This window comes from Chloroflexota bacterium, from assembly GCA_013152435.1.
GTDB lineage: Bacteria > Chloroflexota > Anaerolineae > DUEN01 > DUEN01 > DUEN01.
Map to the genome: position 1 here is coordinate 1 of JAADGJ010000009.1, position 26,503 is coordinate 26,503.

The 26,503-nt window shown below is 62.5% G+C and carries 18 protein-coding genes; 16 read left to right on the forward strand and 2 right to left on the reverse strand.

The features are described from left to right. The 4 genes from GXP39_00740 to GXP39_00755 all read left to right on the forward strand — a co-directional run. The coding region (locus GXP39_00740) for an asparagine synthetase B (protein ID NOZ26564.1) at positions 1-1,489 on the forward strand (1,489 nt) is incomplete at its 5' end. Positions 1,490-1,519: 30 nt separating this feature from the next. Continuing rightward, positions 1,520-1,708: a hypothetical protein gene (locus GXP39_00745; protein NOZ26565.1), complete on the forward strand. Its 189-nt coding sequence runs from the start codon at positions 1,520-1,522 to the stop codon at positions 1,706-1,708. Positions 1,709-2,014: 306 nt separating this feature from the next. Beyond that, on the forward strand, positions 2,015-3,871 hold the full coding sequence (locus tag GXP39_00750) for an ABC transporter ATP-binding protein (protein ID NOZ26566.1): 1,857 nt from the start codon (positions 2,015-2,017) through the stop codon (positions 3,869-3,871). 31 nt (positions 3,872-3,902) lie between these two features. Next, positions 3,903-5,153, forward strand: coding sequence for a nucleotidyltransferase family protein (locus GXP39_00755; protein ID NOZ26567.1), 1,251 nt, complete (start codon positions 3,903-3,905; stop codon positions 5,151-5,153). 135 nt (positions 5,154-5,288) lie between these two features. On the opposite strand, the gene GXP39_00760 is transcribed toward GXP39_00755, so the two are convergent. Both GXP39_00760 and GXP39_00765 read right to left on the reverse strand, forming a co-directional pair. Continuing rightward, on the reverse strand, positions 5,289-6,629 hold the full coding sequence (locus tag GXP39_00760) for a hypothetical protein (GenBank protein ID NOZ26568.1): 1,341 nt from the start codon (positions 6,627-6,629) through the stop codon (positions 5,289-5,291). Between the two features lie 34 nt (positions 6,630-6,663). Further along, positions 6,664-7,533 carry a hypothetical protein gene (locus tag GXP39_00765; protein ID NOZ26569.1) on the reverse strand — a complete coding sequence of 290 codons (870 nt, stop codon included), beginning with the start codon at positions 7,531-7,533 and terminating at the stop codon, positions 6,664-6,666. 994 nt (positions 7,534-8,527) lie between these two features. On the opposite strand from GXP39_00765, the gene GXP39_00770 reads away from it, so the two are divergent. The 12 genes from GXP39_00770 to GXP39_00825 all read left to right on the forward strand — a co-directional run bounded on the left by GXP39_00770 (position 8,528) and on the right by GXP39_00825 (position 26,455). After that, positions 8,528-10,378, forward strand: coding sequence for a HAMP domain-containing protein (locus GXP39_00770; GenBank protein NOZ26570.1), 1,851 nt, complete (start codon positions 8,528-8,530; stop codon positions 10,376-10,378). Next, positions 10,347-11,000 (forward strand): response regulator transcription factor, encoded by a 654-nt coding sequence (locus GXP39_00775; GenBank protein ID NOZ26571.1) that lies wholly within the window; start codon positions 10,347-10,349, stop codon positions 10,998-11,000. The genes GXP39_00770 and GXP39_00775 overlap by 32 nt, the downstream gene beginning before the upstream one ends. Positions 11,001-11,404: 404 nt before the next feature. After that, the gene (locus GXP39_00780) at positions 11,405-11,863 is read left to right on the forward strand and encodes a response regulator transcription factor (protein NOZ26572.1); all 459 of its coding nucleotides are present in this window, start codon (positions 11,405-11,407) and stop codon (positions 11,861-11,863) included. Beyond that, positions 11,847-12,791 carry a tetratricopeptide repeat protein gene (locus GXP39_00785; protein ID NOZ26573.1) on the forward strand — a complete coding sequence of 315 codons (945 nt, stop codon included), beginning with the start codon at positions 11,847-11,849 and terminating at the stop codon, positions 12,789-12,791. Before GXP39_00780 ends, GXP39_00785 begins: the two co-directional genes overlap by 17 nt. Before the next feature lie 38 nt (positions 12,792-12,829). Next, positions 12,830-13,795: a hypothetical protein gene (locus tag GXP39_00790; GenBank protein NOZ26574.1), complete on the forward strand. Its 966-nt coding sequence runs from the start codon at positions 12,830-12,832 to the stop codon at positions 13,793-13,795. A 142-nt stretch (positions 13,796-13,937) separates the two neighbouring features. Continuing rightward, entirely contained in the window at positions 13,938-14,837 is a 900-nt protein-coding gene (locus GXP39_00795) for a cytochrome c3 family protein (GenBank protein NOZ26575.1), read from the forward strand. Positions 14,838-14,973: 136 nt separating this feature from the next. After that, the gene (locus GXP39_00800) at positions 14,974-15,984 is read left to right on the forward strand and encodes a cytochrome c3 family protein (GenBank protein NOZ26576.1); all 1,011 of its coding nucleotides are present in this window, start codon (positions 14,974-14,976) and stop codon (positions 15,982-15,984) included. A 103-nt stretch (positions 15,985-16,087) separates the two neighbouring features. Continuing rightward, positions 16,088-17,647 carry a cytochrome C gene (locus GXP39_00805; GenBank protein ID NOZ26577.1) on the forward strand — a complete coding sequence of 520 codons (1,560 nt, stop codon included), beginning with the start codon at positions 16,088-16,090 and terminating at the stop codon, positions 17,645-17,647. A gap of 68 nt (positions 17,648-17,715) precedes the next feature. Next, positions 17,716-20,532, forward strand: coding sequence for a DNRLRE domain-containing protein (locus tag GXP39_00810; protein NOZ26578.1), 2,817 nt, complete (start codon positions 17,716-17,718; stop codon positions 20,530-20,532). A 1,085-nt stretch (positions 20,533-21,617) separates the two neighbouring features. Continuing rightward, a complete protein-coding gene (locus GXP39_00815) occupies positions 21,618-22,889 on the forward strand; it encodes a cytochrome C (protein NOZ26579.1) in 1,272 nt (423 codons plus the stop codon). 199 nt (positions 22,890-23,088) lie between these two features. Next, on the forward strand, positions 23,089-25,113 hold the full coding sequence (locus GXP39_00820) for a hypothetical protein (protein ID NOZ26580.1): 2,025 nt from the start codon (positions 23,089-23,091) through the stop codon (positions 25,111-25,113). A gap of 100 nt (positions 25,114-25,213) precedes the next feature. Next, on the forward strand, positions 25,214-26,455 hold the full coding sequence (locus GXP39_00825) for a hypothetical protein (GenBank protein NOZ26581.1): 1,242 nt from the start codon (positions 25,214-25,216) through the stop codon (positions 26,453-26,455). Positions 26,456-26,503 lie beyond the last annotated feature (48 nt).

A 26,503-nucleotide genomic window follows, 5' to 3' on the forward strand; every position in this document is an offset into this window, starting at 1 on the left:
CTGCGCCCGAGACCATATGGGGGTCAAACCGCTCTACTACTACTACCAGCCCGGCCGCATCTTCGCCTTCGCCTCCGAGATCAAGGCCCTGCTCCAGATCCCCAGCATCCCCCGCTGCCTGAACGAGATCCGCGTGGGGGATTACCTGGCGCCCTTGCTGGAGGACAAGGCCATCACCTTCTATCAGGACATCCTGCGGCTGCCCCCGGGGCACAGCATGACGATCCGCCAGGAGGGATGCCAGCTTCAGACGTATTGGCAATTGGACCCCACGCGAGAGCTCCGGCTCGGTTCTGACGAGGAGTACGCGGAGGCCTATCGAGAGATCCTCACGGAGGCGGTGCGCTGCCGATTGCGCAGCGCCTTCCCCGTGGGGTCCATGCTGAGCGGGGGGCTGGACTCCTCATCGGTCACCTGCATCGCCCAACGGCTGCTCGCTCAAGAGGGGAAACAGCCGCTCCACACCTTTTCAGCGGTATTTGAGGAGGTACCTGAAAGCGACGAAAGCGCCTTCATCCAGGCCGTACTGGCCCAGGCAAGCGTCCATCCCCATTTCATACACGGGGACCGCCTAAGCCCTCTGGCGGACCTGGACCGGGTTTTCTGGCATGAGGATGAGGCCTTCTACGCCTTCAATCTGTTTCTCAGCTGGGAGACATGGAAGGTCGCTCAGGAGCAGGGGGTTCGTATCCTGTTGGACGGCTTCGTAGGGGATAGCACGGTACCGGATGGGCTCACATTCCTCATAGAGCTCTCGGCTAGGGGCAAATGGATCGCTCTGGCCAGGGAGATCAGAGCCCTCGCCAGGCGTTATCACACCCCATCGTGGGGGCCATTTCGACATTACCTGTGGAATCACGGCATCAAGCCTCGAATTCTCTCCCCGCTTCGCCGGATTTGGCAGCGAGAAGAAGAGATAGAATGGAATGAGACGATCCGGCCCGCCTTCGCACGACGTATCGGACTGAAGGATCGGATCCGAGCTTTACAAGCGCCTTGGCTGAAGCCACTGAAATCGATGAAAGCGTACCATTATCACGGTCTCACCTCCGGTGAGATCCCCTTCGCCCTGGAGGTGTATAATAAGGGGGCCGCAGCCTTTCCCATCGAAGTGCGGTTCCCCTTCACCGATCGGAGGCTGATCGAGTTCGCCTTATCCCTTCCGCCAGAACAGATGCTACGCGCCGGATGGACCCGGGCGATCGTGCGCCACGCGCTGGGTGGGATCCTCCCCGAGAAGGTGCGCTGGCGGCGGGGGAAGGGGAATCTCGGCCCCAACTTTGAGCGAGCGTTGCTCAAGTTCGAGAGGAAACGGCTGGACGATGTGATCCTGCGAGATTCGAGGACCATCGAGCCATTTGTAAATATCGCCGCATTGCGCGAAACTTATAAGCGATACATCGATCGCAGGGCTGGCGATGAGGTGTTGCCCATCTGGCTAGCGACCACATTAGCCTTGTGGCTCCGCTCCGCGGAGATCGAGTCATGATCTCACAAGCACGCAAAGGACTTTCGACTCATGGACGACAAGAAGACCTACGAGACCCCGAAGCTGAAAACCTATGGTGATGTGACGAAGATCACCCTAGGCCCCAACGCGGGCTGGCTGGACTGGATCATCGGTGCCGTCACAACGGGCACCCCAGGTAGTGGAGGATACTCCTGCAAAGGGAAACCCTGGCCCCAGATCCATCCCTGTTCCTCCTGACCCATCCAATGGGACGGGAGGCTAGCCTACACTTAACCGTGAGCACAGGGCAAAGGGAGAGCCCACCTCCGCCGATGGAGGCAGCGCTGCTCTCCTAGGGTAATGCCGCGCTCACGCGCTATACTCTCCATGGAGTGAACCAGGCCTGTGATCACCGCGGCTGCACTGGAGATAGCGCCGCACCGAAATGTGGGCCTGGTGACTACGGCCAAGGTCTGAGCTGCCCACAGAGGGTACAGATCGCATAAGGGGACGGGAAGGCTGATCCGGGCTGAAACATATCTGGCAACGAATCAAGTCTGAGGTATCTTGAGATCGCTCAGAGACAGATCGCGCGATCTAAAAGCGCGGTGCTCGTATCTGCTGCAGACATTGCACCTGGTCTGGAACGCGGCCCGGGGATGGACCGCCGCGTGGGCGGTCCTGCTGGTCCTGCAAGGGCTGCTACCCGTCGCGACGGTATATTTGACGCGTCTGCTGGTGGACAGCCTGGTGGCAGCCGTCAACGCTGGCGGCTCATGGGAAACGATCCGGCCCGCGTTGCTCTACATCGGCGTGATGGCCGGCGTCGCCCTGCTCACCGAGCTACTCTATGGGATCAGTGATTGGATCCACACCGCTCAGTCGGAGTTCATACAGGACTACATCACAGGGCTGATTCACGACAAATCCGCGTCCGTAGATCTGGCCTTTTATGAGTCGTCCGAATACTACGATCACTTGCACCGCGCTCGCAGCGACGCCACCAGTCGCCCTCTGGCGCTGTTGGAAAGCAGCGGGAGCCTGCTCCAAAATGGCATCACCTTCCTAGCGATGGCCGCGGTTCTGATCCCCTACAGCCCATGGCTGCCCCTGGTCCTGCTGATCAGCACACTGCCGGCCCTTTACGTGGTATTTCGCTTTAACCGCCGTTATCACCACTGGTGGGAGAGGACCACCCCCGATCGAAGATGGACTCAGTACTACGACACAATGCTCACCCATAGCGCCGTGGCTGCGGAACTTCGGCTCTTCGATCTGGGGGGACATTTCCAGTCAGCCTACCAAGCCCTGCGCCGACGGCTACGGTCCGAGCGTCTGAAGTTAACCCAGGAGCAAACCCTCGCACGACTGGCGGCCGGAGCCATCGCCCTGGTCATCTCCGGCATCGCCATGGCCTGGATGGCCTGGCGGGCATTGCAAGGGGTCGTCACCCTGGGCGATCTGGCCCTCTTCTACCAGGCTTTCACCCGAGGGCAGAGTCTGATGCGCTCCCTCCTGAGCAACCTGGGACAGATCTACAACAGCACCCTGTTCCTGGGCAATCTCTTCGAGTTTCTGAGGCTGCAACCGCAGATCCTGGATCCTCCCCGCCCAGCCTCCGCCCCCTCGACCTTGCGGGAGGGGATCGCCTTCCGCCACGTCACTTTCCGATATCCGGGGAGCGAACGTCCCGCCCTACAAGACTTTAACCTCACCATCCCGGCCGGACAGATCGTGGCGATCGTCGGCGCCAACGGGGCGGGCAAGAGCACGCTGGTGAAGCTCCTCTGCCGATTCTACGATCCGGACGCGGGGCATATCGAGCTGGACCGGGTGGACATCCGGGATATCCCGCTTCGCCATCTCCGCCGGCTGATCACCGTCATGTTCCAGTTCCCCGTCTTCTATCACGCCACCGCCGGCCAAAACATCGCCATGGGCGACCTTCAAGCCACGCCAAGCGCGGAGGAGATCGAGGCCGCCGCCCGACAGGCGGGAGCGCATGAGATCATCGCCCGGCTTCCCCGCGGGTACGACACGCTGTTGGGGAAGTGGTTCGCCGACGGCGAGGATCTCAGCGCCGGCGAATGGCAGCGGGTCGCCCTGGCTCGCGCCTATCTGCGGAAGGCCCCTATTATCGTCCTGGACGAGCCAACGAGCTTCATGGACTCCTGGTCCGAGGCCGACTGGTTCGACCGGTTCCGCGAGCTGGCCCGAGGCCGCACCTCCATCATCATCACCCACCGCTTCACGGTGGCCATGCGCGCCGACGTGATCCATGTCATGGACAAGGGGCGAATCGTGGAATCGGGGACACATGAGGAGCTATTGGCTTTGAACGGCCTGTACGCGGAGTCCTGGACGGCGCAGATGCAGGCGAGTTCCCATTCCCTCTCCGCGGAGCCTCATTCGGGATGCTAGCGCGATGAACGATCCTGGAGGCAGAGCCCCCATGAGCCGCAACGGAGCACAGGAGCTGCTGATTCATCTGCTCCGATCGAGCCAGGGACAAACGAGCACATGCGAGCAGTGTGAAATCCCCACCGCAGACTGGGGGCGGATGATCGAGTTGGCGATCCGCACAGGCGTGGCGCCCCTGATCTATCATCACGTGCGCGCGCTCCCAGACCAGGACATCCCCTCTGATGCCATCGCCGCCCTTCGCGAGCTGTACAACATCAACGCGCTCCGAAACCTCCGGATTTACAGGCAACTCCATTCCATCCTGCGAGCTCTACACGACGCCGGGATCGCCGTGGCGATCTTGAAGGGGGCCTACCTGGCGCAGTTCGCCTACGACAACATCGCCCACCGCTCTATGGCCGACATCGACATCCTGGTGAGACAAGCGGATGTGACGGCGGCCGAGCGATGTCTCCAAGGCCTGGGATATCGTGTGGACGAGGGAAAGCCGGATGATATCCAGACCCACAGCCAGGTAGCCTATCGGGCGCCTGACGAAGACGTCGGCGTTGAGATCCATTGGGACATCCGCCCGGCCATAGGCGCGTTCCGCGTGGACATGGACGGGGTGTGGCAGAGGATGCAGCCGATCACCATCGCCGGCACAGAGGCTCTGGCGCTCCAGCAGGAAGACCTGCTGCTGCATCTATGCCTGCACGCGTCCAGCCACCACCTGTTCAAGTTCTACGGGCTACGCTCCCTATGCGACATCGCGGCTGTGGTTCGACGTCATCGGGATCAAATCGACTGGGAGGCATTGCAAGCGCGAGCCCACCAATGGGAAGGGGCGAACGGCGTCTACCTGACCCTGCGGCTGGCGAGGGATCTTCTGCACGTCCACATCCCCTCCCAGGTGCTCGGGGGCCTGGTCTCCGAGGATTTCGACGAGCGCTATATCCTCTGGGCCCAACAACGTATCTTTCTGGCAGTCGACGACGCCAGCGGCCCGTGGTCTGACAATCTCGGGCAGTTCTGGGGGTCCCGGCGGATCCCGAGCAAAGTACTGGCCCTGCTGCAGGGGCTATTCCCACCTCGCCAGCGCCTGGCACAGATGTACTCCGTGCCGCCCGAGTCAAAGCGAGTCTATCTCTACTACCCGGTGCGCCTGATGGGCCTCCTGCTCCGCCTCCCCTACACCCTCTGGCGATTGCGCCGGCGCGATGTGGAGGAAGTGGCCTGGATGGAACGGGAGGCTGGACGGATCGCGCTGATGAAGTGGCTGATCCCCGCACGAGAGTAGCCTGTCATCCTCCCCTGCCGCCCCTCACGGGGCCGGACTATGCTCCTCCGCCGTTCTATCAGCGTCGATGCCATAACAAAAAAGGGCCATCCCTGGATGAGGGATGGCCCTTTTCGCTTGTGAAGCTCCAACGCGCTATTTCAGGAAGATGAAGGGAAGATAGAGCCGCTCCTTCCACTCCTCGGTAGGCGTGGGAGAGGGCGTCGACGTGGGCGTCGATGTAGGTGTCGGTGTGTCAGTCGGCGAGAGCGGGGTCGGCGTCTGCGTCGGCGTAGGCGTCCAGGTGGGAGTGCTGGTCGCCGTCGGCGTGGGCGTGGCCAGCTGCTCGCCGAAGTTCACGATGTGCAGCCCTCCCGCGACCACATCCACCACGACCTCGTCCGGGCTCGTGCTGACATATCCCTCCGGTTGCATCTCCCGCACCGTGTACCGCCCGGGTGGCACGTTATCGAACTGATACCACCCGCTCGGATTGGTCGTACGCGCTACCGTAGGAGTGAGGAGCCCCTCCAGGCTCAGATACACGCCCGGCACTCCCGTGGTCTCCTCCACCGGCGGATAGGGGTTACGACGCCCGTCGCCGTCCTTATCGATGAACACCCATCCGGCCACCTGTCCCGCCTCCGGCGTCGGTGTAGCTGTGGGCGTGTTCGTGGGCGTGGGCGTGATCGTCGGGGTGGGCGTATTGGTCGGCGTGGGCGTGATCGTCGGGGTGGGCGTATTGGTCGGCGTCGGTGTGGCCGTGGGCGTGTTCGTAGGCGTCGGCGTATTCGTCGGCGTAGGCGACGGCGTGGGCGTGGGTGTGTTCGTGGGCGTCGGCGTGACCGTCGGCGTGGGCGTGGGTGTCGGCGTGATCGTGGGCGTCGGCGTGACCGTAGGTGTAGGCGTGTTCGTCGGCGTGGCCGTGGGCGTGTCTGTGGACGTCGGCGTGGGCGTCGGCGTCGGGCCAATGGTGATATCGGACCCCGACGTCACCAGCGGCACCGCCGAGCCCTGATATGAAACCCGGGTCTCACAATCCGTGTTGCTATAGAACACCACTTGCGTTAGCGGGGTATTCGCGATCGCGTTGAAGGTGATGAAGGCGATCCGGAAAGTCCCCGTCTGTCCCCCGGAGAACGTGCCCGAGGATAGAAAGATGGTGCCTTGCACGTTATCCACCTGGATGGGGCTGACGATGGGGATGTTGAAGACGCTCGTGTCGTAGTCGGCAGACGCCACCTGCAGATAGGTCGGGTCGAACTGGATACAGGCCTGGGCCCCGTCCACGGGCTGCGTCCCGGCCCGCAACTCCACATCCAGGCTGAAGCTATCCGGCGCCCCGGGGGACGACACCGTCGAGGGCACCAGAGCCAGCTCGACAGAGGCCTGTGCGCTGACCAACACACCGATGAAGGCCAACGCGATGATCCCGATCAGCCCAATGGCCATCCATCCAATACCACGCTGATAAGGCCACTTGCTGAGTATATGCATGAGTGTTCCCTCCTCTTACACACACGGTCGGAAACTACTGTAGTCCTGCTCGCCGACAGTCCCCCTGGACATTGAAATTCATAGCCAGCAACGAGAAATCCAGGATATCCACGACGCCATCGTCATTAAAATCGGCCAGAGGGTTGAACCCTGACTGCCCACTTCGCTTGCTAAAAGCGGAAGCCAACAGGGAGAAATCCAGGATATTGATCCAATCATCCCCGTTCGCATCCCCCTCCAGCAACGAGAGCGCGGCCATCTGGGCAGTCCCCCCGGCCATAATCTGCACACCGTTCGCCAGGTCGGTTAAGCTGTGCGGGTTGCGCACACACACCGTATAGGTCCCCGGGGTCAAATCCGTCAGGGTGAACCGCCCCTGCTCATCCGTGGCTACCGCCGTCGTGAAGCTCGAGACGGTCTCCCCCTGCGGGTAAAAGCGCAGCGTCAACGTCAGGACGTACCGGCTGGATGGAGCACTGCCATGCCCCTGAAGGGAGATCGTGCCCGAGATCATCCCTCGCGCGGCCGTGCCGCTGAGGTTCACGGACTGAATCAGCCCCTCCGACCAGGTCACGCTCTGATCCATCGGGTTCCCATTCACGGTAAAGGTGATCGTCCTTCCCGATTCCGGGGGAGGACCGCCTCCGGGATCCCAGGATGGATCGCCCGGGATGTCTATAACATACACGGACTGCCCTGAATCGGTGACCACCACGCTCTGAGCCACGGCCGTGCCACTGATCCAGGCCACCACCGGGCTCCCCGGCGCGACATCGGCCCCGTTCACCTGCACGCGTCCGTATACAGTAACCGGCACGGGCGGCACCGCGCTCACCACGGCCGCCAACGCCAGCGACAGTCCCAGACTAAAAAGCAACGCGATCCAAACTCTCTTGTAGGACACGGATTTTCCCCCCCCATGACGCCATCCTATTCGCCCATTTCCGCTTCTCGCGCAAAAGACGTCTCTCTGCCACTCGCCAGTATACGCGTTCGCGCGCATGGGTGTCAATGGTACGGGAAACCCGGTCGCCTCTATTATACACCAAACGATCTCATTCCGTTGTAAAGAATGTGAAACCATAGCAAACCAGAAATTTTGCCACCCATCTCCTCGTCATCTATCCCCTTATCCACAGCAAGCGTGGGGGGAAACTTTGGCAGCGGGAGATCCCTTCGCACACCCCTGAGAGCCGGGTGGGGGCTTCTTCAAAGCCAGTGACGGAAATCGGGAGGATAGGAACGCCCCGCTGGGTGCCCACGCAAGCCATCCCCCTGGTCGTCAACCGAGGGAGAACGGACCTCATCCCCCACCCTCTTTCTCCTGAGCTCGGGAGAAGGAGGCTCACCGGTGGGTGGTAGGGCACGCCTGGCCGCGCCGTGTGCTGGGTGTCACGTATGCTAACTTGAACAGGCTCTGTATCGATACCCGAGGTGGATTGACCGTTTCATACCGCTCGCCTATAATGAAGCTGATGCTCACATGATCGATATCGCACACGAGCTGACACGACCAGGGGGTTGTGGAAGTTCCGTGTGCACTTCGCGCCAAGGCCTATAAGGTATCCACTCCCTTGCCTCCCGCCTCCCTCCTCCCGCCTCTAAGCCCAAGGACCAGCCCACGGAGAGGGAAGCCCCAGGGGGCGAGGGAACGAGCAGACCGTGCATCAGACAGGCCGCGGCGTGCTGATGAGATCGGAGGCGTCAGGCCCGCGCGCAAGGCCGTGCGGGCGTGATACGTACGAGGATGGCAAAGCAACGAATCTCGCCTCTTCACGTTATCCATAGTAAGGAAGATCTCTCCAAGCGCCGCCGAATGGAGCCGGGCGGTGAGGGAACAGATCGCGCCATCTCATAACTCATCGGCTCACTGACCGGGAAACCAGGGAATGAGGACTGTGAGAGAACTGTGGGACAAGGTCGTCCACGTCTGGGAACACCTGAATACAGCGATCAAGCTGCTCATCGTCATCGATATCCTGGCGATCTGCCTTCTGGTCGTCTTCTTCGCCACCATCCGGACGACGATCATCCAACAGATGCGTGCTAACATCGACGTCAATTTGCACTACCACTTTAACACGCTGCATACGATCCTCGCTCGCGAGGGGCGATATCTATGCGCGGAAGCCCACGCGCTCGCCGGGCTTGAGGATATCACGGACGCGTTGAACACCCGCGACGTTCGGCACCTACGTCGTACCATCGCCTCTATCCGAAACACGCACAACCTGGATGTCGTCTACATCGCGACGGACGCGGGCGACGTACTGCTCAGCGCTGCCCCTCACGGGTTCGACTTCGCCACCGCCATCACCCAAAGCGCGGTCCAAAAGGGCGGGCTGGATGATCACGCCTATCGGTTCCTGATCTCCGGCGGCGAGGTCTGGATGACATGCACGGCACCCCATATCCGCTCCGACGGGCAGACGGACGCCCTCCTGTTGCTGGCCCGGGCCATCGACCATGACTATCTCCGGGATGTCAGCACCTCGCTGGGATCCGACATCTTCATCACGGATGGCCAATTGTTGGTCAGCTCGCTTCCGCCGGAGGATCACGATCGTCTCCTCCTCGCCGGGTACATCCTCGACAGCGCAGGGATCACGGAACAACGCTTCCAGGACGCGAGGATCAACGGCGCCACGTATCGCCTGCTGATGGCGCCCTTGCGGTCGACGGACTCCCCGGCCCTGACCATAGGCCTGCTGCAACCGATCGGCCTCATCGAGAACACCTCCCAGCAGGCCACCCTCCGAATCATCGTCCTGGGGATCCTGCTCATCGGCATGCCCTTTGTGCTGACCCAATTCCTGGTTCGGGCGATCTTCAAGCCCCTGCGGTCACTGATGAGGGCTGCCGAGGCCATCGCCGCGGGACATCTGGACCAGCCCATCCAGGTTGAAGGGACCGCGGAGGTCCAGGCGCTGGCCACGAGCTTCAACCAGATGCGTATCCGACTACAGGCGTACATGGAAGAGCAACGTCGCTGGAACGAGGAGTTGGACGCTCAGGTGCGCGCACGCACTCGGGAGCTGGAACAGCTGTTCCGGATCCGCGATCAGCTGGTGGCCAAGCTCATCTTCGCCCAGGAGGAGGAACGGCAACGCATCGCCCGGGATCTGCACGATGAGACCAGCCAGGCGCTGGCCAGCCTGGTTGTCGCCCTGGGCACGGAGGGCCGCCTCACCCATGATGAGAAGACACGTCAGCGGCTGGAGCAGGTGAAGCGGCTCGCCATCGCGGCGCTCGAGGGGGTCAAGCGCATCGTGCTGGACCTGCGCCCCCGGCTCCTAGATGATTTCGGCCTGCTGCCGGCCATCCAATGGTACGCAGAGGAGCGCCTGTACCAGGAAGGCGTGGATGTCACCATCGAGACGGAGGGGAACGAGGCCCGGCTGCCCTCACACATCGAGATCGGAGTCTTCCGGGTCATCCAAGAGGCTGTGAACAACATCGCACGTCACGCGCACGCCACCCAGGCGCGGATCCGCATGGCCTGGCAGTCCGATAAGCTCGTGGTGGAGATCGAGGACGACGGATACGGCTTTGACGTACAGAAGCACATGAGCGATATGAGACGAAACGGTGGATTGGGATTGCTCAGCATGCAAGAGCGCGTGGCGCTGGCAGGCGGAACCTTCACCATCGATTCCGCCCCAGGCATGGGCACTCGCATCCGATTCGAAATCCCACTACCCCGATCGGAGGCAAAGGATGTCCAAGATCCGAGTACTGTTGGTAGATGACCACGCCATCCTGCGAGCCGGCCTACGGGCACTGCTGGAGACGTATCCGGACATCGAGGTCGTAGGGGAGGCGAGCGATGGCACGGAGGCCGTCACCAAAGTCCGTGAGCTGCACCCGGATGTGGTGCTGATGGACATCGCCATGCCCGGTATGAACGGGCTCGTGGCCACGCGATATATCCTGGAAGAAACGCCCGAAACGAAGATCCTGATCCTCACCCAATACGGGAACAAGGAATACGTGCTCCCCCTGCTCCAGGCGGGCGCCTCTGGATACGTGCTCAAGCAGGCAGCCGACACGGACCTGATCTCCGCGATCCGGGCCGTGCAGCAGGGGCAGTCCTTCCTGTACCCACCTATCGCGAAGCTCCTGCTCGACGTATACACCACGCAACGGGACGCGACGGATCCCTACGAACAACTCACCCCGCGCGAGCGTGAGGTGCTGATCCACATCGCCGAGGGATACACCAACCGCGAGATCGCCGATATCCTGCACATCAGCCCCAAGACGGTGGATGTGCACCGCACCCGCCTCATGCGCAAGCTGGGCCTGCACAACGTGGTAGAACTGACCCGATACGCGGTCCGCCGCGGGCTGATCGACCCCACACAGGAGTAGCTTCAGCCCTCCTTATCCCCCACCCGGCGCTACGGGCATGCGAAGGTCCAGCCCGTAAAGCCCCACGCGCATCAACGCAACGGCATGGATGAGACCCTCAACATACCCCTTTTCCCCTGGGAGCGTGTTTGAGAAATCCCGTTGCTCCCGCCACGGGGAGGCGACGCACTCTGAGGATGACCGCCCCCCACGGGACAAATACCGAACATAGCAATAGGACCCGGGGCAGGGGGTAACTCGTGTCCTTCCATCCCCCATTGTAAGGTATTCACCTTATCCACAAAAGTCTCCCCCCCACCTACAATTAGTGTAGAATTTCGCGAAGCCCATCGGGCATAACCGAATCAGGGAAGCGCACAAGAGCGAAACGTACTCTCCCAGCAAAGCCGGAGGGCAGATCACAAGTGGAGCAGACCCGCATCCTGGTGATAAGTTCTTTTGTGCTGCTCCGCGAGGGGTTGCGTGCTCTCCTGGACGCCTTTCCTTTCTGGCACGTCACCTGCGAGGCGCCAAGCTGGGAGAAGGTGCGACAGCAAACGATCCAAATGAATCCTGACATCGTGGTCCTGGATGTACCGCAAGTAGACGCGCGGTTTGAGACGCTGATTCACAATCTCAAAGCGGCGCCGAAGGCACCTGCTATCGTGGTGCTTAGCCGCCAGGATGATGAGGATTCCCTTATCCGGATCCTGAAGTCCGGGATACAGGGCTGCTTGTGCGCGACGTCGGATCCTGACGAGCTGATCGCTGCCATCCGAGCGGTCACCACAGGTGCGTCCTTCCTATGCCCGGCGGCTAGTCGCGTCTTATTGCAGGACTATCGTCGTCAGGCAAGGGGAATACAGCATGACAACGCAGCATAACTCACAAAATGCGCCCTCCGCCCAGGGAATCGACCGGGCGCTATGGGTCGTGACGGCGCTCCTTCTCATCGCCATCGCGAGCTTCGCCGGCTTCTACTACTGGGATCGCTATTATCCTCGCGGCGAGAGCCTGCTGACTCGCCGGATCCAACATCTGGAGGAGCTGATCCGGGAGAACCCGGAGAACCCGGGGCTGAGGATCGCCGTCGCGAATCGATATCTGGCCCAAGGGATGATCGACTCGGCCATCCAGCAGGCACAGGAGGCGTTGAAGCTTGTTCCAGACTCGGAGGAGGCGCTGATCCTGCTGGGCAAGGCCTACACGCAAAAGGGCGACCTGGACGCCGCCATCGAGCAATACGCCAAAGTCGTGGAGCTCAACAAGGACAACGAATTCGCCCACGTCAACCTCCGGCTGGAGACGGCCTATTACGAGCTGGGCAGTCTCTATCTGGAGCGGGGTGAGCTGGAGCAGGCTCAGGAGGCGTTCCAATCCGCCCTCCAGATCGATCGCACGGACGCGGATGCCCGTTACGGGCTGGCCATCACCTATCAACGCCTGGGAAAGCACGCCGAGGCGGTCAGCGAATTCCATAAAGCCACGCGCTTCGTCCCTGATTTCGCCGAGGCATACAGGGGCATGGCGGAGAGCTATCGGGCGCTGGGACAGGCAGCGGGCGCCCAGTATGCGGAGGGCATGGTCGCCTATACGCAGGGAGACTACGAGAAAGCGCTGACGATGCTCACCCAGGCGTTGGAGCAGCAGCCCGACCTCACCGACGCATACCTGGGACTGGGGCTGGTCTACGAAAAGCTGGGGCGGTATCAGGAAGGCATCGAGGCCGTGCAGAAGTATCTGGATGTCTATCCGGATGACATGGCCGCCCGTTATGCCCTGGGCCGACTGACGCAAGCCGAGGCACGGTAATCGACATGTTCAAGCGATTCTATCAAGCCTTTCAAGAAATGAACTCACGTACACGCCGGCGGGCGGTCATCCTGGCCGTCCTGATCGTGCTGTTGATGGGTGTGAGCGGCGTGTGGGCCTATTACGTGCGCACCCGCAAGCCGCTACCTTCGGTCTTGCCGCCTGCGCCGGTCATCGCCCAGACCTTCAAACCCCATTATCTCTTCTCGATCTACGGCGTTCAAAAGCCTTATGGCGTGGCCGTCACCCCGAAGGGCGATCGGATTTACGTCACCGAGGGCGGTGGGGAGCGGCTCACGAAGGTCTTTGACCGCAGTGGGACTTTCCTGTTCGCGCTGGAGGCGCCCGACTCCTCACCGGGCGATCGGGTCCCTGTGTACGTGGACGTAGCCCCCGATGGGCGGGTATACGTCAGCGACCGGCGGCGGCATACCGTCTACATCTATAGCAGCGATGGCACCCTGGAGGGATCGCTTAATCCGCCCGCGGGCGAGGATTCCTGGGCTCCTTTGGGGCTGAGCTTCACCGGGGGGAAGCTGTACATCACCGATGTGACCCAAGAGCATCATCGGGTGCTGATCTACAGCCCAGACGGGCAATTCCTGGAGGCCTTCGGGACGGAGGGAAAGGAACGAGGGCAATTCTGGTTCCCCAATGCGGTACAGGTAGATGATGCCGGTCGCATCTATGTCAGCGACAGCAACAACGGTCGCATCCAGGTATTCGATGAGCAGAAGAACCCCCTGTACGCGATCCGGGGATTTAATCTCCCGCGCGGCATGGCGGCGGACGATCAGGAGCGATTGTTCATCGTGGATACCGTGGGGCAACGGGTTCGCGTCTACAGCTTGGCCAGCCAACCCATCCAACTCCTGTATGAGTTTGGTGACCTGGGGATCGGCGACGGGGAATTCAACTATCCCAACGACATCGCTGCTGATCAAACCGGACGCCTGTACATCACCGACCGGGAGAACGATCGCGTACAGGTGTGGTCCTACTAAAGGGCCCCGAAAACCTTACCCACTTCTGTCATGCGAACCCAAAGCGAGGAGAGGGGGAAAGGAGGTGAGAGCGAAGAGGGACTCGAATGACACTGCAACGACAGCACACTTCTCCTAGATTCAGAGAAAGGAGGCACCCTCTATGCGGAAGTGGATTTTACTGATCTTGCTGGCGATCGGGCTGACCGCCCTTTCGACCAGCGTCGCCTTCGCCGACAATGGCCCACACGTGGGAGACTTCAGCAGCACCACGGATGCATGTGCCGGCTGTCACCGGGCACACCGCGGCCAGGCGCCGAAGCTCTTGAAGGAAAACTCTCAGGAGGCGCTGTGTCTCTCCTGCCATGGCACCAGCGCTGCGGGCGCATACACGAACGTGGAAGACGGCGTGTATGATGCCGGTGGCACGGAGGGCACGGAGGGCGCCGGACTGCGCGGCGGCGGGTTCGTGAACGTCAAGATGGACCCGGACATGGATGGCTCCATCGTAAGCGCCGCTGTCACCTCCAAGCACAACGTGGGCACCGCAGGAACGGTCTGGGGTAATGGCGCCATCGGCTCCGGCGCGGGCAAGACCATCACCCTCCAGTGCGGCAGTTGCCACAACCCGCACGGGTTCAGCGGCGCCGACTACTACCGAATCCTGCGCCCCAAGCCCAAGGACTCCGGCGCAAGTGGGAACGTCACCGTGCCCGACGAGACAAGCAAGAACTACACGGTCTCCTACGACGCCAGCGGCTATCGCAACACGGGTTACCTGACCCAGACCATCAGCGACTGGTGTGCGCAGTGCCACACGCGCTACCTGGCCAGCGACGAGGGCGACTCGGGCGATGCGATCTTCAAGTATCGCCACGAGACGGCTGACAACTCGCGCAAGTGCCTGGTGTGCCACGTGGCCCACGGCACCTCGGCTACCATGGGGGCCTACTCCGGCAGCGTCGAGTGGCCGGATGGGACCGCCGGCGGTGGCAGCACCGACAGCCGATTGCTGCACGTGGACAATCGCGGCGTCTGTGTCCAGTGCCACCCGTCACCATAATCTCATCGTCTTCCTATCGGGTCCGACGAGAGGGGTCCTCCAACGGGCCCCTCTCGTCGCCATGTTGCTCAACATCGTCATGGCAGCCTGTCGCGCACCTCGCACGTTCCTTATGTAAGGAGGATCGGTCCCGCCGATGGCACACAAAGCGATGCGAACATGGGTACTCGTCGGCCTCGCCGCAGCGATGCTTTTGTGGCTGCTCCCAAGCGTCGCTATGGCGGATAACGGTCCACACGTGGGCGACTTCGGCAAGACCACGGATGCATGTGCCGGCTGCCATCGGGCACACCGCGGCCAGGCGAAGAAACTCCTGAAGGACGCTTCGCAGCAGGCATTGTGCCTCTCCTGCCATGGTAGCAACGCCGCCGGCGCCTACACCAACGTGACGGACGGCGTGTATGATGCCGGTGGCACAGAGGGCACCCCAGGCGCCGGGCTGCGCGGCGGTGGGTTCGCGTACGCCGTGATGGATCCGGACATGGATGGGAACATCACAAGCGCCCCCGTCACATCGAAGCACAACGTGGGAGATGCAGGGCTCACCATCTGGGGGCTCGGAAGCGGAGGCGTGGGACATACAACGTCCTCCTCCAGGGCCACCCTGGAATGCGGCACCTGCCACAACCCGCATGGGTTCAGCGGCGCCGATTACTACCGAATCCTGCGAACCGACCTCCCATGTCTGGGTTGTCATCAGATCCACGGTTCCTCATCTCCTATGAGGAGCGCGACCCCGCCTGATGACGCGACGCACAGCCTCGCCGCGCAGGCGAGCACAGGAATCCCAGACGAGACCCCGAAGAACTATACGATCACCTACAACGCCGCCGGCTATCGCGATGTCAGCTACTTGGACCAGGCGATCAGCGAGTGGTGCAGCACGTGCCACACGCGCTACATGGCCAGCGACTCGGGGGACACGGGGGATTCCATCTTCCGATATCGTCATGTGACGTCGGACAATGAGCGTAAATGTCTGGCCTGCCACGTGGTGCACGGCACATCCGCCACCATGGGAACCTATTCAGGTAGCGTGGAATGGCCGGACGGCACGCCCGGAGGCGGCAGCGCCGACAGCCGCCTGCTGCACGTGAACAATCGTGGCGTCTGCTATCAATGCCACCCAGCGCCGGGGAGTGACTGAGCCCCGTGTGCAGCCGCAGACACGATCGCTGCGCAGCTTCATCGCCTGATCGTGTGAGAAGGCAGCCACAGCACCCGTTCTTGGATCTCGGGAGACGCTCTTCATGAACGAAGCCCACCAACCATCGAAGAAAAGACGACGCCTGATCCCATTCCTCCAGAGAGGACAAGCGGCCGGCATTCGACAGGCTCGTCGATTGAGGATCCCATCCCGCTTCACCGTTGATCTCACACGACCCGAACACCGACGCAACCTGTTCCTGGGATTCGTCGCTCTCATCCTGGTGGGCTTCGCCTTCCTCTTCAGCGGCTACGAGGTGTACCACTACACGGAAAGCTCCGAATTTTGCGGCACCGTCTGTCACCCAATGGTCTCGCAATTCGCCCGCTATCAGCGCTCCCCGCACGCCAACGTGGAATGCGCCAAGTGCCATATCGGCCCGGGAGCCTCGTTCTTCATCAAGTCCAAGATCGATGGGCTCAAACAGGTCTATGCCGTGCTCGCCAACACATACAGCCGCCCCATCAAGAGCCCGGTCCATGACCTGCGACCGGCGCGTGAGACGTGCGAGGAATGCCACACGCCTACGCTATTCAAAGACAACATCATCAAAACCATCCTGCATTACGATAACGACGAGGCAAACACCCCCGTGCAATCCACCTTGATCCTGAAGATGGGCGGATACCAGGAGAGCACGGGCATCAGCCAGGGGATTCACTGGCACATCACCAACCCGGTTTATTACATCGCCTCCGATGAACAACGCCAGGTGATCTTGTGGGTGGGTGTGGAACAGAAAGATGGAACGATGAAGGAGTACTTCGCCCGGGATGTGCTCCTCATGGCTCAGACCTCCTTTGTGGAGGAGGCGAGGAAGAAGGGGCTGGTGCGTGAGATGGACTGCATCGATTGCCACAACCGCACGGCGCACTACATCCCCACGCCAGAGGAGATGGTGGACGAAGCCATCAGCACAGGGCGCATACCAGCGGACCTGCCTTACATCCGGGCAAAGGCGGTGGAGGTCCTGAAGCCGCTCTACTCCAGCCTGAACGAGGCCTATGAGGCCATCGACGGATTGATGGACTTCTATCGGGTGGGCTATCCGGCGGTCTACACCAATCGCCGCAAGGACATTGAGTCCGCCCTCGCCGAGCTGAAGCGGATCTACGCGCAGACGAACTTCCCAGAGATCGGGCTAAACTGGCAGACCAACCCCAACAACGAGCGACACACGCCGTTTCCCGGCTGCTTCCGCTGCCATGATGGGAAGCACGTGAGCACGGATGAGTCGGGTAAGGCCATCGATACGATCGCCGTCAAATGCAATTTGTGTCATACCGTTCCCATCGTCAGTCGCGGCAGCGACCTGCTCGTAGAAGCGCCCGTCATCGTCGGGCCGATTCCGGACTCCCACTCCGATTTCCGCTGGACAGTGGAGCACCGCTCCATATCCCCGGCGCAACAGGCGGAGTGCTACGTCTGCCACGGGCAGGCCTTCTGCAATAACAAAGCGTGCCATAACCTCTCCCACCCGCCGGACATGCTGTTTACTCACGCGGATGAATACCGCAGGCGGGGGGATCAGGTTTGCTATACCTGTCATCAGAACATCCTGTGCAGCCGTTGCCACCCAGGAGGGATCGTCGAGAACCCGTAAGGACCGCCAGGGACGTCCGGTCCGGGGTTGAGCGATCGCCAGACAGAAGCGTCAGGAGCCGGCATCCGTTGAATCGCAAGCTGCAGATCGGCAGAAACGCATCATGGGGGATGTGGGGATCCATCATCGGGATCCTCCTTCTCCTGTTCTGCGTCTGGGCAAGCGGCGGGGGCGAGACCACCCCCGTCCACGCGGCCGCGCGCACTCCGACGCTTCTGCCGCCGGTGGGTCCCTCCCATCCCAAGCCCACGGACACGCCGACACCGACGCCCTCTTCCACAGCCACCAGTACGCCGACGCCCACGGAAACGCCGTCCCCCACACCGACGGAGACACCGACCGAGCCGCCGACACCAACCAGCACGCCGACAGAGACGCCCACGGATACGCCTACGGCGGCCCCACAACCGACGGACACGCCGACCGCATCGCCCACGCCGACGGACACACTGACTCCATCGCCGACGCCTACGCCGACGCTTTCGGCCCCGCCGACGCCGACTCCTACGCCGACCGAGACGTGGACGCCAACGCCTACGCCGACTTTCACACCGACACCGACGGCATCCACTCCGTTGACGCCCTCGTCGACGCCTAGCGATACGCCGACGCCTACGCCTTCGCCGACGCCTACCAGCACACCGGCGGATACCCCCACGCCCACGAGCACTCCCGCGGCGGGGGATACGCCATCGCCGACACCCAGCGCCACGCCAACGGCGACGCCCACGGTCACACCGACGCCGACGCCCAGCGCCACCCCAACGGCGACCCTGACCCCTACGCCGACCGAGACGTGGACGCCAACGCCTACGCCGACCTCCACGCCCACGCCTACATCGACGCCGTCGCCCACGCCGACGAACACACCCACGCCGTCCCCCACGCCCACGGAGACTCCGTCACCGACGCCCACGCCGGTGTTTGACATGGAGCTGATCGCGGCGGCCGACACCTATATCAGCGCCTACTCCCCGGGCTCCAACTATGGAGGCGACACCACCTTCCGCGTCCGCACCCAGGACGCCATGCACGCCCTCCTCTACTTCGACCTGAGCAGCCTCCCGCCCGGCTCCGTCATCCAGCAGGCGGAACTCCTCCTGTTCCAGGATAGCCGCACCAACCACAACGCCATCACCCTGGAAGCCTACGCCATGCTCCGCCCCTGGAACGAATACCAGGCCAACTGGAACCAGGCCCAATCCAACGACCCCTGGGGCCAGGCCGGCGCCAGCGCCCCAGACGTCGACCGCGCCAGCTCCCCCGTCGCTTCCGTCCAGATCAACCAACCCCAGGGCTTCGTCTCCATCAACATCCAACCCCTGGTCCAAAACTGGGTCGACCAACCCACCCAAAACCACGGCCTCCAACTGCGCGCCACCGGCAGCGGCAAGGTCGCCTACTACTTCGCCTCCCGCGAACACGCCAACCCAGACTACCAGCCCCGCCTGCGCCTGCGGTATACCATCGTGCCCACCCCGACACCTACGCCGACGCCGACCGCCACGTTTACGGCCACCTTCACGCCCGCGCCGACGGACACACCGACACCAACGCCAACGGATACACCTACCCTGACCATGACGCCGACGATGACACCCACGGCCACCATCACCACCACCGCCACCGTCTCGCCCACGCCCACGGCCAGCGTCTCCGTCACGCCTACCATGACGCCCACACCATCGCCCACGGCCACACCATCGCCAACACCCACCGTCACCCCCACCCCAACACCGGAGGTGACCGTCATACCGGGGCCGGCACCACCACCTCAGCCCACCCCCGGCCCGCCGGCACACAACAACAGCACACCCTATTCCTCCACGACCGACGCCTGCGCGGGGTGCCACCGCTTCCACACCGCGAGCGGTCCGGACCTTCGCCGCGCGTGGCCAGAGGAGGCGCTGTGCCTGAGCTGCCATGACGGCACAGGGGCCAGCACGAACATATACGCGCAATTCCAGCAGCCTTATCGACACCCCATCGACGCCACCACCCACGTCCATCAGGCGGGGGAGATCACGCCCGATCGCTTCAGCGGCGCCAATCGCCACGTGGAGTGCGAAGACTGCCACAACCCGCACGACTCGGCCGTCGGATCCCACGCGGAGGGGAGCAACTACGCCAGCGGCGTCCTCCAGGGCGTGCGGGGGATCCAGGTGAGCAACGGCCCCGGCGGAACCACGCCCACGTATAGCCTGGCTGATCCCATCACGTACGAGTACGAGCTCTGCTTTAAGTGCCACTCCTCGTGGAGCTCCGTGGGGACCGGCACGGACACCTCCGTGGAGTTCAACCCGAACAACTATGCCCACCACGCGGTGGAGGCGCCCGGCCGGAATCAACCAGGCACGGCCAATCCCTACTTCGCCCTGACGTTCACGTCCTCCTGGGGGCCGCGAAGCACGGTCCAATGCAGCGATTGCCATGGCGGGTCCGGAGCAAAAGGGCCGCACGGCTCCGATCGCCCCTGGATCCTGCGCCGCAACGAAACCGGCCAGGGCTCCTCGGAGGTCTTCTGCTACAATTGCCATCGCCGCGATGTCTACGGCGACGTGGATCTCAGAAAACCGCCTTACCGATCCTACAGCCGCTTCTCCCATCCCGGCCCCATGCCGCACACCCAGCTGTCCGGCTCCTGGGGGACCAACCCATGGGGGATCTGGTGCATGAACTGCCACGGAGGGGATACCCTGGGCGGCCTGCACGGGACCAACCGCGGCGTGGGGAAGTATGGGAGCACGCCGCTGGGCAAGAGGTTCATGAACGGGGCCTTCATAGAGGGATGGACAGCTGCGGCGGACGGGCAGAGAGGCACCTGCTGGGCCACGTGTCATCCGGGCCCCAAGCGCTACAGAGCGAACTATAACTACCCGCCATAACGCAGAACTCCCAGCCGCGCGCTCTGGACGCGGCCGGGAGCCAGCTCACCTTCACCAAGACTCCCCTCGGCAACCCCCTCGATGTTTCGCGCCCTCAATTGACCGCGCGAGGCGTGACCGACCTCGTGTGTCCCTTCTCCCGCCCTTAGGCCGTACCCCATTGGCATCAAGTTAAGCGTGCAGAAGCGTGGCCCCGCATCTCTGGGGTGGATCGGAGGGGCGGTAGCCCCTCCGAAGAACTCTATTTCCAGCCCCTCACCTGCCCCGTGGGGCCGGAGGCTACCGCCAAAGCCCCAACCAGGCAGGGAAAAAGCGAGAAAAAGAGTTTTTCTGCGGAGGGGCTTCCCCTCCGCGCCTCCCCTTTCAGGTGCGACCGCCCGTGGAGGGAGAAAAAGCGACAGGCCGGGGGCCTCGCCCATGCTGTTCAGCTGATGCGGACAGGACACGGCGGCGTCGTGCCCCCTAACCAAGACCCAGTTTGGAGAAGAGATCCCTGGGAGAGCGGCGGCCCCTCCGCCACCGCGGGGATGCAGGGTCACGTTTGCGTAATCCGCTGCTTACCTGCGGGCAGAAATGATCCATGAATCGCCCCTGCCTTGGCAACACCCATAAGGGAGAGCATCGAATTGTGAGTATCGCGTAAAATGTGAAATTGTTCATATTGACACCCCTTCCACTTTGAGCTAGAATGTTCATAGGTTTTATCTTTATCCCTGTGATTTCCTCGCGATGAATCCGGCAAGGGGCCGGCATCGCTCAAACGTCTGCAAGTCACCTTGGTCAGGATATTGTCATGGAGGAGGACCAGGAGGCCTGCCACAGCATCCTCTTCGCAACCGTCCGACATAGGGGAAAGGACGCCCCTTTGAAATCCAGGCCGGAGATCATGCACTCAGACATGTTCTCTCCTGGACAGCTCCTATGATGGGTTTCCCAACAACGACGGATTCGCCAACTCAATCTCAAAGCTCAATGGTGGAGGAACGGAGATGAACAAGATCGCCATCATAGCGGCTAGCCTCACACTGCTGCTATTCCTCGTCCTGATCGTCACCGGGTGTGCGCCCATCCTCACGCCTCCCGCGATGCCATCCCCCACACAGGTCACTTCCGCCGAATCCCCCGCGTCACCCCCGGCGGAAGAAGAGGCCGTGGCGGAGGAGAAAGTCGTCATAGAGGACGACGCCTGCACGGAGTGCCACCGAGAAGTGACGCCAGGGATCGTGCGAGACTACCAGCAGGGCAAGATGTACACGGCCGGCATCCAGTGCGCGAGCTGCCACGGCTCCAAGCACATGAGCGCCGAGGACGTGGCCCAGGTGAGGATCCCCACGCCTGACGTCTGCGGGGCCTGCCATCCGACCCAGGTCGCCCAGTTCAAGGAGGGCAAGCACGCCATCGCCTGGGCAGCCATGAACGCCATGCCCACCACTCACATGCAGCCCATGGCGCTGATCGAGGGGAAGAAAGGATGCGGCAGCTGCCATAAGATCGGCCTGAAGACGGAGGAGGAGATCCAGGCGATGCAAGAGGCCGGCGAGATCCACGGCGTGGCCTCATGTGACTCCTGCCATACGCGACACGCCTTCTCCGTCGCCGAGGCGCGTCAACCGGAAGCCTGTGCCACCTGCCATATGGGCTTCGACCATCCGCAGTGGGAGATGTGGCAGACCTCCAAGCACGGCGTGCGGTTCCTGCTCAAGCGCCAGGGGGTGCTGCCGGAGGATGCCGCCGCCCCGAGTTGCCAGGACTGCCACATGCAAGGCGGCGATCATGAGGTTCGCACGGCGTGGGGCTTCCTGGCGGTACGCCTGCCGCTACCCGAGGATCCCCAATGGGCGGATGATCGGGTGACGATCCTGAAGGCCCTGGGCGTGCTCGATCCGGAAGGGAATCCAACGGGGCGGCTCGACGTCGTCAAGGCCGCGGACGTGGCGCGCCTGACCGAGGAAGCCTGGCAGGCCGAGCGCCAGAAGATGCTGGCGACCTGTAGCGAGTGCCACTCTGAGCCCTTCGCGGAAGCTGAGCTGAAGAAGGGCGATGACATGATTCGCGAGGCCGACCGCCTTATGGCAGAGGCCATCCGAATCGTGGCCAAGCTTTACGAGGATGGTCTCCTGGAGCGGCCCGAGCACTTCGCATACGACTATCCGGACCTGCTGACGTTCTACGAGGTGAACCATCCCATCGAGCAGGAGCTCTTCAAGATGTTCCTGGAGTATCGGATGCGCACCTTCCAGGGAGCCTTCCACGCGAACCCGGAGTACACCTTCTGGTACGGCTGGGCGGAGATGAAGGCGAGCTTGACGGAGATCAGGGCAATGGCCGAGGAACTGCGCGAGAAGGCCGCCCAGTGATGAGGAGAGTGTGAGACCAGAAGGCCAAGCCGAGCGAAGAGTTCTCTCAGAGCGTGTCTAAGGAATTCCGCGGCTCCTATCACGGGGAGGCTCGGATCCCCTCCACGCCTCCCCCTACGAAGGATGCCGCGGTAAAGTGCCTCAGGCGCCTGACCGGCGCAAGCATTAGATGCGCTCTCAAGCAAAGGAGGAGGATAAGATGAGAAGATGGTTCGTTGCGGCATTTGGCCTGCTGCTCATCGGTATACTCGTGGTCGGGTGTGCCCAGGAGGCCACGCCGACAGCGGCGCCTCCCACACCAACGCCCATTCCACCTACACCAACTCCTGTGCCGCCTACACCGACGCCGGTACCCCCCACACCAACGCCGATACCTCCAACGCCGACGCCGGTACCGCCGACGCCAACGCCAGTGGCGGCGAAGCCTTTCACCGCCACATTGGAGATACTGGCCATCGCCCCGGTACAGGGGATCACGGTCCCCATCGCCGACACAGGGGAAACCATGGCGCTCTTCACCACCGGGCTCAAGGTGGTCCCTCCCGGGGTACCCCAATACCTACACGCGGGCGCGGTCGGCCTGGCTGAGGGGACGAGCATCGCCTCCTATGAGTGGACACTAGCCGCTCCAGAAGGGTCAACGGCCTCGCTGGAGGAGGTGGCCGCCGACGCGGAGAAAGGGATCCCGGAAGGTAGCGCCGTCTTTATCCCCGATCAAGAGGGAACCTATGTGATCACGGTGACGGTGACGGATAGCGCAGGGAACGTAAGCGCTCCGGCCGAGATCACCATGCAAGCGGCTACCTATGTGGGAGTCGGCGGTATGGATGGGGAGAAGGCTTCGCCGCCGCAGTGTCGAGTCTGTCACGCTGACCAAACGGCCGCGTGGGAAAAGACGGGGCATGCGACCTTCTTCCAGCGGAGCCTGGACGAGAACCCCACCGGGTTCTACGGACCCCGGTGCATCTCCTGCCACACCGTCGGATACTATCCGGCAGCGACAGCAGAGACTGGAGGCTTCGCGGATGTGGCACAAAAGCTGGGCTGGACCTTCCCCGAGGAGATCGGCGTAGAAGGCACCTACGACGCCCTGCCGCCGGAGTTAAAGAATCTGGCCAACATCCAGTGCGAAAATTGTCACGGCCCCGGCAGCGCCCACAACGGGGATGAGGCCAAGATCGACAGCAGCCTGAGCGCGGGCGTCTGTGACCAATGCCATAACGACGGCCATTACCACGTCAAAGGCGATCAATTGGTCAACGCCAAGCACGCGCAGGCAGGCACGCTGGGTCCTCCCAACGGAAGGGCGCCGTGCGCGCGATGCCACTCACCGGGCGGGTTCGTGGACTTCATCAACGATGTACCTGAGGAGAAACGCCGCGCGGAGGTGGGCGCGATCGAATGTGCAACCTGCCATGACCCCCATGGGAATGGGAACCCCTGGCAATTGCGCGTCGTAGACGCCGTGAAGGGCGCCCCCATCGAGATCACCGACGCGGGGCTGTCCGCCATCTGCATGGAATGCCACAACGCCCGAGTGACGGCGGAGGAAGTCTTGGCGGAAAAGCCACACTTCCCGCACTACAGCGCGGCCGCGGAAGCCATCATGGGGCAGGGCGGTTACGATTTCGGCGAGGAGCTCCCGAACTCACCGCACGGGAAGATCATCGGCGTAGCGGCCACCCCAGATCAGTTCGGCGGTTACAAGCCAGGTCCATGTGTGGCCTGCCATATGGCGGAGACGCCGGGAGGGAATCGTAACACAGAGGAATCCCTGCAGGTGCCCGGCCACAACCTGGTCGGCGCTCACAGCTTCAACATGGTCAGCCCCGACGGCACCTTCGAACATGTGGCCGTCTGCCAAACCTGTCACGCGGGCATAGAGACCTTCAACTTCCCGGCTGAGGCCGATTACGACGGAGACGGCGCTGTGGAAGGTGTGCAGGATGAGATCAAGGGGTTGCTGGATCTGCTGAAGGAGGCGATCGTCGCCAGCGGCATCCCTGCTCTGGACCACTACCCCTACTTCAAGCTACCCGACGAGGCGACGGAGGAGCAGAAGGCGGCTATCTACAACTATCGCTTCGTCATCGGTGTCGTGCCCGAGGGAGAAGGGCGCGCGGCAGCAGCTCATAACTTTAAGCGCTCCGTGGCCTTGCTGCAGCTCTCGTATCGAAAGCTGACGGGCCAGGATGTGCCCAACGCCACGCTACTGATCGACTAACCCAAGACCGGCGAGTTCCCACTGCGGGCTCAACGCCCGCAGTGGGTTCGCAGTTGACCGGGGGGGCTCCAATCGCATCAGAAAGGAGGGAGAATCAGACATGAGGAGACGATGGAGAACGGTGTTGTTCGTAGGCAGTCTCCTGGTACTGGCGCTGGTGCTAGCTGCATGCGCTGCCCAGGCCGGGCCGCCCGGACCGGAAGGACCGCCCGGGCCACAGGGTCCCGCCGGGCCACAGGGGCCGCCCGGGCCAGAAGGGCCTCCAGGTCCACAGGGGCCGCAGGGACCACCAGGGCCTCCGGGACCATCGGGCGCGGAATATGTGGGGGCCGAAACGTGTGGTACCTGCCATCAGGAGATCTATGAGAAGTTCATGCGCTCCGGGCATGCCTGGAAGCTGAACCCCGTGGTGAACGGCCAGCCGCCCGACTATCCGTTTACCGAGGTGCCCAACCCGCCGGAGGGCTACACGTGGGATGACATCTCCTATGTCATCGGCGGCTACAACTGGAAGGCGCGCTTCATCGACAAGGAAGGCTACATCATCACCGGCGATGAAAACGCGACCACCCAGTACAACTTCGCCAATCCCATCGTGGGCAAGGAAGCCGGCTGGGTTGCCTATCACCCCGGGGAGGAGAAGCCGTACAACTGCGGCCCCTGCCACACCACCGGGTATAAGCCTGAGGGCCACCAGGATGACATGCCCGGCATCGTAGGCACGTGGGCCGAGCCTGGCATCAAGTGCGAGGAATGCCACGGCCCAGGCAGCCTCCACGCGGCCAATCCGTATGGCGTGCGCCTGGAAGTGGATCGGGATTCCGAACAGTGTGGCGAGTGCCACCTGCGCGGCGATCCGACGGCTGTAGACGCCAAGGGCGGATTCATCAAGCACCACGAGCAGTACGAAGAGCTGCTTCAGAGCAAGCACATCGCCCTGGACTGCGTCGTGTGCCATGATCCGCATGAGGGCGTCGTGCAGCTGCGCAAGGCAGGCGAGCCGACGACGCGAATCCAGTGCGAGAACTGCCACTTCAAGGAGGCCAAGAACCAAAGCGATGTGCACAAGGCCATGAAAGTGGAGTGCGTCGATTGCCACATGCCGCGTATCGTAAAGAGCGCATGGGGCGACCCGGATAAGTTCACCGGGGACATCCGCACTCACATGATGGCCATCGACCCGGAGCAGGTGAACCAGTTCACCGAGGACGGCAAGCTGGCCTTGTCGCAGATCTCGCTGGACTTCGCCTGCCGACATTGCCACGTGGAGGGCGGACAGGCAACTCCCAAGACGGATGAGCAACTACGTGAGCGAGCCATCGGCTATCACGAGGGGCCGTAACCCTCATCCGTAGCACAAGGGGCCTCTCCCGCATAGGGGGAGGCCCTT